Annotated in this window: 11 protein-coding genes and 1 pseudogene; 3 read left to right on the forward strand and 9 right to left on the reverse strand. The window is 37.1% G+C overall.

Annotated features, from left to right (window positions below):
* Positions 1-2: 2 nt before the first annotated feature.
* The 7 genes from ACVRZH_RS02975 to ACVRZH_RS03005 form a co-directional block, all read right to left on the reverse strand.
* Positions 3-1,067 (reverse strand): ABC transporter permease, encoded by a 1,065-nt coding sequence (locus ACVRZH_RS02975; RefSeq protein ID WP_447453840.1) that lies wholly within the window; start codon positions 1,065-1,067, stop codon positions 3-5.
* A complete protein-coding gene (locus ACVRZH_RS02980; protein ID WP_447453841.1) occupies positions 1,067-2,593 on the reverse strand; it encodes an ABC transporter ATP-binding protein in 1,527 nt (508 codons plus the stop codon). Before ACVRZH_RS02980 ends, ACVRZH_RS02975 begins: the two co-directional genes overlap by 1 nt.
* Before the next feature lie 131 nt (positions 2,594-2,724).
* Positions 2,725-3,783 (reverse strand): BMP family lipoprotein, encoded by a 1,059-nt coding sequence (locus tag ACVRZH_RS02985; protein ID WP_447453842.1) that lies wholly within the window; start codon positions 3,781-3,783, stop codon positions 2,725-2,727.
* A 56-nt stretch (positions 3,784-3,839) separates the two neighbouring features.
* A complete protein-coding gene (locus tag ACVRZH_RS02990; protein WP_447453843.1) occupies positions 3,840-4,229 on the reverse strand; it encodes a cytidine deaminase in 390 nt (129 codons plus the stop codon).
* Positions 4,216-4,878 (reverse strand): deoxyribose-phosphate aldolase, encoded by a 663-nt coding sequence (gene deoC / locus ACVRZH_RS02995; protein ID WP_447453844.1) that lies wholly within the window; start codon positions 4,876-4,878, stop codon positions 4,216-4,218. Before deoC ends, ACVRZH_RS02990 begins: the two co-directional genes overlap by 14 nt.
* A 20-nt stretch (positions 4,879-4,898) precedes the next feature.
* Entirely contained in the window at positions 4,899-6,176 is a 1,278-nt protein-coding gene (locus tag ACVRZH_RS03000; RefSeq protein ID WP_447453845.1) for a pyrimidine-nucleoside phosphorylase, read from the reverse strand.
* The gene (locus ACVRZH_RS03005; RefSeq protein ID WP_447453846.1) at positions 6,173-6,763 is read right to left on the reverse strand and encodes a class I SAM-dependent methyltransferase; all 591 of its coding nucleotides are present in this window, start codon (positions 6,761-6,763) and stop codon (positions 6,173-6,175) included. Before ACVRZH_RS03005 ends, ACVRZH_RS03000 begins: the two co-directional genes overlap by 4 nt.
* 164 nt (positions 6,764-6,927) lie before the next feature.
* On the opposite strand from ACVRZH_RS03005, the gene coaA reads away from it, so the two are divergent.
* The gene (gene coaA / locus ACVRZH_RS03010) at positions 6,928-7,848 is read left to right on the forward strand and encodes a type I pantothenate kinase (protein WP_447453847.1); all 921 of its coding nucleotides are present in this window, start codon (positions 6,928-6,930) and stop codon (positions 7,846-7,848) included.
* A 52-nt stretch (positions 7,849-7,900) separates the two neighbouring features.
* Positions 7,901-8,152, forward strand: coding sequence for a 30S ribosomal protein S20 (rpsT, locus tag ACVRZH_RS03015; protein ID WP_447453848.1), 252 nt, complete (start codon positions 7,901-7,903; stop codon positions 8,150-8,152).
* Between the two features lie 335 nt (positions 8,153-8,487).
* On the opposite strand, the gene ACVRZH_RS03020 is transcribed toward rpsT, so the two are convergent.
* Together ACVRZH_RS03020 and ACVRZH_RS03025 are read right to left on the reverse strand one after the other, a co-directional pair.
* Positions 8,488-9,786, reverse strand: a complete 1,299-nt coding sequence (locus ACVRZH_RS03020) for a sensor histidine kinase (protein ID WP_447453849.1) — start codon at positions 9,784-9,786, stop codon at positions 8,488-8,490.
* Positions 9,764-10,453 (reverse strand): response regulator transcription factor, encoded by a 690-nt coding sequence (locus ACVRZH_RS03025; protein ID WP_447453850.1) that lies wholly within the window; start codon positions 10,451-10,453, stop codon positions 9,764-9,766. The genes ACVRZH_RS03020 and ACVRZH_RS03025 overlap by 23 nt, the downstream gene beginning before the upstream one ends.
* A gap of 265 nt (positions 10,454-10,718) precedes the next feature.
* Here ACVRZH_RS03025 and ACVRZH_RS03030 point away from each other — a divergent pair.
* Positions 10,719-10,860 (forward strand): annotated as a pseudogene (locus tag ACVRZH_RS03030) (ISL3 family transposase); the annotation flags it as partial.

Raw genomic sequence — 10,860 nt, forward strand, 5'->3', positions numbered from 1 at the left:
GATTATTGGCCTCCTTTCTTAGACGCTTGACGTGGTTTGATAACATGCTCGATAATGTAAGATACTCCGATAAAGAATATGATAGACGCAGTTACAACTTTAACTACTTCAGGTGGAATACCTGCAACATTCATACCTGGTGCCCCAACAGTCAAAATTCCAAATAACAAGGCAGCAAAGAAAATACCGATTGGGTTGTTGGCAGCCAACAAACTAACTGCCATACCATCAAAACCAATAGATAGTGAGCTTGCTTGTACGAAGACATTTTCAAAAGTACCAAGTCCTTCTACAACGCCCCCAAGACCAGCAAGAGCTCCTGAAATCACCATAGATAAAATAATTGTCCGTTTAGATGACATACCTGCATACTCACTAGCGTATTTATTTAGTCCAACTGAGCGAATTTCAAAACCAAGTGTTGTTTTGTTTAACAAGAACCAAATCACAACAATCGCAATAATAGCAAAGAAGATACCAATATTCATACGGGAATTGTCTGTCAAGGCAGATAACCAAGGTGTACGATAAGTAGCATTTGCACTAACCTGAATACTAGAATCTACACTACGCATAACTTCATCTGAGAAAGCATGATGAATGATTGCATTTCCTGCGTACAAGATAATATAGTTCATCATGATTGTTACGATAACTTCACTAGTTCCTAAATAGGCACGTAAGAAGCCTGGAATCGCTCCAGCAATACCACCTGCAATCATCGCAATAAGCACGGTAACCACAATCAATAAAGGTCTAGGCATTTCAGGGTGTTCTAATGCGAACCAACCTGCCGCAATCCATCCCGCATAGGCTTGACCTGGTAAACCAACATTAAAGAATCCCGCACGACTAGCAACAGTAAAACCAAGACCGATCAAGACAAGTGGCCCCATCGCCCTAAAAATTTCACCTAAATTTTTAACACTACCAAATGCAGTGCCAAATAGGCCTTCATAACCCCAAATAGGGTCATAGCCAAAAATAAACATTACAATGGCCCCAAGGATAAGTCCCAGGAAAACCGCTATTAAAGGGACAGCAATTTGCTGTGTTTTCTTAGACATTAGTTACCTCCTTTGTCAATTGAACCACCAGCCATAAGAATACCGAGTTCTTGTTTATTGGTTTCTTCTGGAAGTACAATACCTTGAATCTTGCCATCATGGATAACAGCAATTCTATCTGAAAGATTAAGAATTTCATCTAATTCAAAACTAACGACTAAGACAGCCTTCCCTTTGTCACGTTCTTCAATTAAACGTTTATGGATGTATTCAATCGCACCAACGTCTAATCCGCGAGTTGGCTGACTAACAATTAGGAGATCTGGATTGCGATCAACTTCACGGGCAATAATCGCCTTCTGCTGATTTCCTCCAGAAAAACCTTTGGATGGTACTAATTCGTTAGCACCGCGCACATCAAATTCAGCCATCAATTGACGAGCATAAGCATTGATATTCTGATAATTAAGAACACCATTTTTACTTAAAGGCTCTTTATAGTAAGTTTGCAAAGCCATATTCTCTGCCAAGGTCATATTTAATACAAGACCATCACGATGTCTATCTTCTGGAACATGTCCGACACTCAACTCAGTGATCTTACGTGAACTAAAGTTAGTAACATCAACACCTTTAATCGTGACCGTACCAGATTTAATCTTACGCAGACCAGTAATCGCTTGAATGAGCTCACTCTGACCATTGCCATCAATACCTGCTATACCAACAATTTCACCACCACGAACATCGAGTGATAGATTTTTAACGGCTGGGACACCACGATTCTCATTAACAACCAAGTCCTTTATTGATAAGACAACATCTTTCGGATTTGGAGGTTGTTTCTCTGTCTTGAAGGACACCGAACGACCAACCATCATCTCTGCTAAGTCTTCTGCTGTTGCACCAGCTACAGGAACTGTTTCAATACTCTTACCACGACGGATGACCGTTACACGATCAGCTACTGCTCTAATTTCGTCCAACTTATGCGTGATTAAAATAATAGATTTGCCTTCTTGAATCAAATTTTTCATAATCTGCATCAATTCCGTAATCTCTGCAGGTGTCAGAACGGCAGTAGGCTCATCAAATATGAGAATATCTGCTCCACGATACAAGGTTTTCAAAATCTCAACACGTTGTTGTGCGCCAACCGAAATATCAGAGATTTTTGCTGACGGATCAATAGCTAGACCATAGCGTTCAGAAAGCTCTTTTATCTCTTGACTGGCTTTTTTGAGATCTAAAACACCGTTTTTAACTGTTTCATTTCCCAAAATAATATTTTCTGCTACTGTAAATGCCTCAACCAACATGAAATGCTGATGCACCATTCCAATACCTAATTTAGCAGATTTAGAAGGGGAGTCAATCGAAACCGTTTGACCATTGATAGCAATTTCACCACTGGTAGGTTCTAATAATCCTGCCAACATATTCATCAAGGTTGATTTACCTGCACCATTTTCACCTAATAGGGCATGAATTTCACCTTTTTCAACCGTTAAATTGATACGGTCATTGGCAACAAAATCACCAAATTTTTTGGTAATTTCTCTCATTTCAATGACATTTTGGGCCATGGAAGTTTTCCTTTCAATCTGACTTTTATAGTTCAGCAAAGCCTACCACATCTGATAGGTTTTGCTGAGATATAAATCATATCTCAACTGTTAAAAAGCGACCGACAAAGGTCGCTAGTTAACAAATCATTTTATTTTGTTTCTGGAACTTTTACATCACCAGCGATAATTTTTTCTTTTGCTTCTTTAACAGCTGCTGCTGCTTCATCAGATAGGTTTGTGATAGCTAAATCAACACCACCATCTTTAAGACCGTAAGTTGTGATAGTACCACCTGGGAATTTACCTTCAGCTGTTCCTGTAGAAATCAACTCAAGTGCTTTACCAACTTCTTTAAGTGAAGAGACAAGAACAAAGTTTGACTCTTTACCATCTTTAGAAGTGTAGTTACCTTCATCTTTCTGATCACGGTCAACACCAATTACCCAAACTTTATCAGCTTCATCACGTGTTTCGTTGATTGATTTCGCTTCGTTGAAGACACCTGCTCCGGTACCACCAGCTGCTTGATAAATAATATCGGCACCTGCAGCATATTGAGCAGCAGCAATTGTTTTACCTTTAGCAGCATCACCAAATGAACCAGCGTAGTCTACTTGAACTTCGATTGTATCATCTACAGATTTAACCCCAGCCTTGAACCCTTCTTCAAAGCGTGTGATAACTGTTCCTTCCATACCACCGATGAAACCAATTTTCTTCGTTTTTGTTGATTTCGCTGCAGCAACACCAGCAAGATATGCTGCTTCATGGTCAGCAAATGTAACACTTGCAACGTTATCTTTACCCTCAATAACATCGTCAATGATAACGTAGTTTGCCTCAGTATTATCACCAGCTGCTTTATCAACAGCATCACGAAGGGCAAAACCAATACCAAAAATCAATTTGTAGCCACTGCTTGCAGCTTGATCGAGGTTAGTTGCATATTCAGACTCATTTGTTGATTGGAAATAATCAAAGCCTTTACCTTTTTCAAGTTTGTTAGCTTCACCCCAAGCTTGTAATCCTTCCCAAGCTGATTGGTTAAATGATTTATCATCAACCCCACCAGTATCTGTAACCATAGCTACTTTAAGTGCTGCTGTGTCTTCTCCTTCAGCAGGCTTAGAAGCACCGCGATTTCCACATGCAGCAAGTCCAAGAGCTGCTACAGAAGCTAAACCAACGCCAATAAGTTTTTTGTTCATGATAAATGAACCCTCCTAAAAATTTTTGCAACGACTGTTGCTATAGTTAACACAGATTAGGTCAAATCTGTAAAGGAATATGGAAGTAATTCCGCGACCGTCATCTCGACCGTCTGACCATTTTTAGAAATCAAGATAACCTTAGCATCTTGCTCAAAAAATTCTACCATAACCTGACGACAAGCGCCACAGGGAGAAACTGGTTGTTCGGTTTTTCCGAATATTGCAATTTCTTGAAAATCACGATAACCTTCTGAAACAGCCTTGAATATAGCTGTTCTTTCAGCACAATTGGTTAATCCAAAACTGGCATTTTCAATATTACAACCTTGAAAAACCTTACCATCCTTTGTTACTAATGCAGCACCAACCGGAAAATGTGAATAAGGAACATACGCATGTTCACTAGCTTTAATCGCTAAGTCAACTAAATTAATATCCGCCATCAGCTACTTTTCCTTCGACAATTGTTACACCAGCAGATGTACCAATACGCGTTGCACCTGCCGCAATGAAAGCTTCAGCATCAGCAAGAGAACGAGCACCACCGGCTGCCTTAACTTCTGCTTTATCTCCAACTGTTTCTTTCATCAATTTAACATCTGCCACAGTTGCCCCACCAGTTGAGAAACCTGTTGATGTTTTAACAAAATCAGCTCCTGCATTGACTGCCAATTGACACGCTTTAACTTTTTCGTCATCAGTTAACAAACAAGCCTCAATAATTACTTTAACAATCTTATCACCACTTGCTTCTACAACAGCTCGAATATCATCTTCAACAAGTTGGAAATCACCTGACTTCAAAGCACCAATGTTGATAACCATATCCACTTCGTCTGCTCCGTCCTCAATAGCCACTTTAGTCTCATAAGCTTTTACAAGACTGCTATTTGCACCCAGAGGGAAACCAATCACCGTACATACTTTGACTTCTGATTCTTTTAATTGTTCAGCAGCGAGCTTAATCCATGTTGGATTGATACAAACACTGGCAAAGTTGTAACGTTTAGCTTCTTCGATCAAAGCTTCAATCTGTTCTTTCTTGCTATCTTGTTTTAGCAAGGTATGGTCAATGTATTTATTGAGTCCCATGTTTTACTCCTTTTGCTATCTTACGAAATAATTTTAATAATTTCTCTTGGGATAACCCTTACATTTTCTATTTTAACATTTTTTTTGAATTCTGTAAGTAGGTTTTCTGATAATTTTTGATTGCTATAAATACGAGCTAAACAATCACCAACTTTAACCTCATCACCAACTTTTTTATCAAAGACAATCCCTGTTTCGTAATCAAGTGGATCTGCTTTAACTGCACGACCTGCTCCCAATCGCATTGCCATCAGTCCAAATTCTAAGGCTGGCAAAGCTGTGATGTAACCACTCTCATCTGAAATAACTTCAGTGATATAGCTAGCACTAGATGGGCGATACAGATCTTCAAGGTCACCGCCTTGGTAGGCAATCATCTCTTCAAATTGATGTAGAGCTTTCCCTGAGACTAAATGGTCATGAATCTGATCAAGTGATTTCTCAACACCTGCTAATCCTAACATAATCTGCGCTAACTCACAGATGAAATGACTAACATCTTCACGCCCTTTGCCTTGCATGATTTCGATGGCTTCTAAAACTTCTAAACGGTTTCCTATTGCACGACCCACTGGTTGACTCATATCCGTTATAACTGCAACCGTTTGTCGTCCAACCTCTTTACCAAGAGCAACCATAGTCTCAGATAATTGCTCTGCTTCTTCAATCGTCTTCATGAAGGCACCGTCCCCCACTGTCACATCAAGAAGTATACTATCTGCGCCAGCAGCAATCTTTTTACTCATGACCGAACTTGCGATGAGAGGAATAATATCAACAGTAGCTGTCACATCTCTTAGGGCATAGAGCAATTTATCTGCCTTAACCATATTGTCCGATTGACCAATAACCGATAAACCAATCTCTTGGACTTGCTTGATAAAATCTTCTTGACTTCTTTCAATTTGATAGCCTTTGATAGACTCTAATTTATCTAGAGTACCACCGGTATGTCCTAAACCTCGACCACTCATCTTAGCTACAGGAACACCAAAACTAGCAACTAATGGAGCTAAGATTAAAGTGACTTTATCACCAACTCCACCTGTTGAGTGCTTATCTGTTTTTATACCAGCAATTGAAGAAAGGTCAATTTGCTCACCTGATTCAACCATGAACATGGTTAAATCACGTGTTTCACGCATGGTCATCCCTTTAAAATAAATAGCCATTGCTAGAGCTGACATTTGATAGTCAGGAACATCACCTGAGGTATACCCTTCAATTAACCATTTAATTTCTTCTGTTGTCAGTTCTTTGCCATCACGTTTTTTTTGAATTAAATCTACTGTTCTCATTGTTTCACACTTCTTAAAATATAATAGCCCTTGTCTTTTTTCAAGACATCAACGTTGCCAAAAACATCTTCCATTTTAGCCTTAGCACTTGGTGCACCCTGCTTTTTTTGTATGACAATTGTAAATGTGCCATCCGAGTAAAGATAATCTGGTGCTTCTTCTATAATGGTATGTACAACCTGTTTCCCCGCTCGAATCGGGGGATTACTGATAATATGGTGGAAGGTCCCCTCAACCTGTTCGTAAATATTGGATTGGAAGACAGTTACATCGACTTGATTGATTAGAGCATTCTGTCTTGCTAAATCTAAAGCACGATTATTGATATCAACCATTGTTGATAAAACCCCCTGAACCTTAGCTAATGAAATGCCCAAAGGACCATAGCCACAACCAACATCCAACAGGGTTTCCCCCTCTTTAAATGCTAAGCTATTTAACAGAACTTGACTGCCAAAATCAACCATTTTTTTGCTGAAAACACCCGAATCTGTTACAAATCGAAAGGGTTCTCCTAACAGAGTCACCCTTATTTCTTGAATATCATGAGCACTATCTGGATTTTCAGTATAGTACATATTTGCCATTTTGACTACCTATCTTTTCTGTTGGTTTATGCCTTCATTTTACCATAAATTGAAACTGTTTTCAAATTCTTTTTGATATTTCGACATAAGTTGTGTTTATATTGAATTTTTCATGTTATAATGGCAATATTGTATTGAATATTTTTTGGATTTAGGAATTATCTATGTCAAATGAACTTATTAATTTTGAAAAAATCAATCGTGACTGCTGGAAGAAACTGAAACAGGACACGCTACCTTTACTTACTGAAGCAGAATTAAATTCCATCAAGAGTTTAAATGATAAAATTGATATTCAAGACGTCAAAGAGATCTATCTACCCTTGATTAGTTTAATTGAAATTTACAAGAAATCTCAAGAAAACCTTTCGTTTTCTAAGAGTATTTTTTTGAAAAAGCATACTGAGAATCGCCCTTTTATTATTGGCATTTCAGGTAGCGTTGCTGTTGGTAAATCAACGACTAGCCGTCTTCTCCAATTACTTCTTGATCGTACCTTCCAATCTAGCGTTGTCGATATGGTGACAACTGATGGTTTTTTATATCCTAATGAAGAATTGATTAAACGTGGGATTTTAGATAGAAAAGGTTTCCCAGAAAGCTATGATATGGAACTGCTCTTAAATTTTTTAGACCATATGAAGAATGGTCTATCATCAGAAATACCAGTCTATTCTCATGAAATTTATGATATTGTTCCTGATAAAAAACAAACCATTGTAGCACCTGATTTTCTCATTGTTGAAGGTATTAATGTCTTTCAAAATTCCCAGAATAACCGTCTTTACATGAATGATTATTTTGATTTTTCAATCTATATTGATGCAGATAGTCAAGATATCGAACAATGGTATTTAGAGCGTTTCGCAAGTTTATTAGACCTCTCTAAAAACGATCCTAAAAACTTTTATTATACATTTACACAACAACCTAGAGAGGAGGCCCTCACATTTGCACGTAATATCTGGAAAACAATCAATTTGGTGAACCTTGAAAACTATATCGAGCCTACTCGAAATCGTGCTGAACTCATCATTCACAAGTCTAAAAATCATAAAATTGACGAAATTTACCTGAAAAAGTGATAAAGTCTTGCCAAAACAAAATATTTTCTATATAATATGATAGTTAAGATAAATGGAGGTGAAAACTTTGGCAAATATTAAATCAGCGATTAAACGTGCTGAACTTAACGTTAAACAAAACGCTAAGAACTCAGCTCAAAAATCAGCGATGCGTACAGCTATCAAAGCTTTTGAAGCTAACCCAACTGAAGAACTTTTCCGTTCAGCTTCATCAAGCATCGACAAAGCTGAATCAAAAGGTTTGATTCATAAAAACAAAGCTAACCGCGATAAAGCGCGTCTTGCTGCTAAATTAGCTAACTAATTTAAAAACCTCACGTAAGAGGTTTTTTTCTTTTTTAAAAAAACACAAGTAGGGAAAAATCAGAAATCTTAAAAATCAGTCTTGTCCTCCTACTATCGAAAAAGTGAAATAGTTAATCAAACCCTTATTCTAATAGGGTTATAAATGATCATTTCAAGTAACTATTCCAAAATTTACTAAGAGGTTGGAATAATAGTTTCCAACCTCTTATGCATTGTATTATGACGTTTTACATTAAAATTAAAACTGTCTGTTAAAAATATAAGTGATAGAAGCTATAAAAATAGACGAACCAAAATTAGTACTAAAAATCTATGAATTCTTATCTTCACGTTCTAGTTAACTCTAACTGTAACTTCGAAAATTGTACCTTTGGGAGCATTGTCTTTTATCTTAATCTGCCCATTTAATGCGGTCACAATCTGTTGAGCCAATGCAAGACCTAAGCCAAAACCACCCCTTTGTCGCGTTCGTGCCTTGTCAACACGGTAAAATCTATCAAAGACCTTCTCTTTATCCTTCGGACTAATGCCAAAACCATTATCTGAAACACTTAATATCAAGAATTTATCTGATAACGCTGCCGTATAGGTAATAGTCCCATCGTCATCTGTGTATTTTACGGCGTTATCAAATAAAATAGTCATCAGTTGCTTTAATAACAACGGATCGCTGACTAGTGTTCCTTCAATCTGATTAAAGTAAGCAAAGACTCTGCCTTCGCCTTCTGCAATCAATTTGTAATTAACAAACAGATCATCAAAAAAATCTGGTATAATCGTCTCATTTGAAAGACTAATACCATCATCCCTCCTAGCTAATTCTAATAAATGAGATGTCAACAAGCGCATATTTCTGACTTCTTCAAGACTTGATGCAATATGCTCACTATTTTCTAAAATCGTTGTGTTGGGTTTGCGAAATAACAATTCTAATCGATTTTGTAAGACAGTTAAAGGTGTCCTTAATTCATGACTCGCATTCTCAACAAATGTTTTTTGGCGTTCGTAACTGTCTTCAATTGGTTTGCGACTCCAGTTAGCTAAATAAAGACTTGCCAAAATAGAAATCAGCCAAAAAATGAACATCACTACAGATATGATACTAATATTTCTTGCATTAGTTTCTTCTAATTGTGTCGTGTTAATTGCAATAGAGAGATACGCCGCCTCAGGATAAAATGGATCAGACACTCGAGTGGTAATCATGCGATAAGTTTCTTCTTGACCACTCACATTAATAACTTTTTGTGACATAATCGTATCCAAGATTTCAGGGTGAAAGCTCATGTACTGCAAGCCAGAAAATCGAGATAATTCATTCAATAACTCACCACGATAATTATGAATCATGACATCTGTATTGGCTAGCAACTGCCCATCTAAATCATAGGTAACGGGAATACTTTGTCCAATTTCACGTTCAATCGCTAGAACAGACAAACTTTTTCTAACAAAAAAGGTCTTGTTTTCAGTAGCACTTAGTAATGCCTTATCGACAGAGGCGTAAGCGCCACTCGAAATAATCTTAAAGATAAGCACCGTCATAACAAGAAAAATGCCCGAAAAGACTGCTAAAAAATGTAAAAAATGCCAAAAACGTCTTTCTTTCTTATAACCTATCAGTCGTTTCATATTTTAAAAGATATCCTACACTTCTTAATGTTTGCAAATGTTTTCCAAAATCAGTATGTTTTAATTTTTTACGCAATTTGGAAACATAAACCTCTACAACAGATATGGTTGTATCACTGTCAAAACCCCAGATACGATCAAAAATCTGCGCCTTAGGCAAAATGACATTTTGATTCTGGAGCAAATAAACCAACAATTCAAATTCTTTACCTAGTAGTTCAATTTCTTCACCACTTGACAATTTAACATGGTTAGTTGATAAATTTACGGTGATATCGCCCAGTTGCAAGGTATTAGTGACAAATTTACCTGAACGCTTCAGTAAAGCCTGTATGCGCATCTTTAATTCCTCTAAATAAAATGGCTTAGTGAGGTAATCATCTGCTCCCAATTCAAACCCACGTCCTTTATCCGACAGATCACCTTTTGCTGTCATAATCAGTACAGGTGTCATAATCCCTTTATCTCTTAAACTTTTTAAGAGGTCATAACCATTTCTTTCAGGTAACATTAAATCAAGTAAAATCAAATCGTATATGCCTGTTTCAGCCTCAAATAATCCTTCTTCACCATCAAAAACTTGCTTAACATCTGCAAAATCCTTTAAAAATTCATAAACAGACTGAGATAGGCTAATATCATCTTCTACTAACAAGAGTTTAATCATACTAGTACTCCTTACATTTTAGTATCATTATATCAAACTTTTTATTAGCTTTATCCTACCACTACTATCTTAACGTTTCCTAAATCCAAAAACAAGGCTAAATAGGAATTTACGCACTCCTATCTAGCCTTTTTACTCTTTTTAAAGGCTCTATAATTTCTGTAGTGGGTAACTCCACCATAGAGATTATAGGGCCTTTTGAGTATCAAAAAGTCCCATATGACCTATAATGAAAAGCAAGCAAACCATCATTAGAAAGACTCATATGGAACAATTCGATTTTATCACAAACCTACTCGAAATAAAAGACCCTAATATCACTATCTTGGATTATAAAGAGGCGGGAACACATAAGGAAATCATCGCTAAACTGGACTATCCCGCCCCAAAATGCCACCATTGCCAAG

Source organism: Streptococcus fryi, assembly GCF_053206505.1.

Bases quoted from the DNA above. Each gene is read 5' to 3' on its own strand.
- ACVRZH_RS02975 (WP_447453840.1), bottom strand. From the start codon at position 1,067: ATGTCTAAGAAAACACAGCAAATTGCTGTCCCTTTAATAGCGGTTTTC.
- ACVRZH_RS02980 (WP_447453841.1), bottom strand. From the start codon at position 2,593: ATGGCCCAAAATGTCATTGAAATGAGAGAAATTACCAAAAAATTTGGT.
- ACVRZH_RS02985 (WP_447453842.1), bottom strand. From the start codon at position 3,783: ATGAACAAAAAACTTATTGGCGTTGGTTTAGCTTCTGTAGCAGCTCTT.
- ACVRZH_RS02990 (WP_447453843.1), bottom strand. From the start codon at position 4,229: ATGGCGGATATTAATTTAGTTGACTTAGCGATTAAAGCTAGTGAACAT.
- deoC (WP_447453844.1), bottom strand. From the start codon at position 4,878: ATGGGACTCAATAAATACATTGACCATACCTTGCTAAAACAAGATAGC.
- ACVRZH_RS03000 (WP_447453845.1), bottom strand. From the start codon at position 6,176: ATGAGAACAGTAGATTTAATTCAAAAAAAACGTGATGGCAAAGAACTG.
- ACVRZH_RS03005 (WP_447453846.1), bottom strand. From the start codon at position 6,763: ATGGCAAATATGTACTATACTGAAAATCCAGATAGTGCTCATGATATT.
- coaA (WP_447453847.1), top strand. From the start codon at position 6,928: ATGTCAAATGAACTTATTAATTTTGAAAAAATCAATCGTGACTGCTGG.
- rpsT (WP_447453848.1), top strand. From the start codon at position 7,901: ATGGAGGTGAAAACTTTGGCAAATATTAAATCAGCGATTAAACGTGCT.
- ACVRZH_RS03020 (WP_447453849.1), bottom strand. From the start codon at position 9,786: ATGAAACGACTGATAGGTTATAAGAAAGAAAGACGTTTTTGGCATTTT.
- ACVRZH_RS03025 (WP_447453850.1), bottom strand. From the start codon at position 10,453: ATGATTAAACTCTTGTTAGTAGAAGATGATATTAGCCTATCTCAGTCT.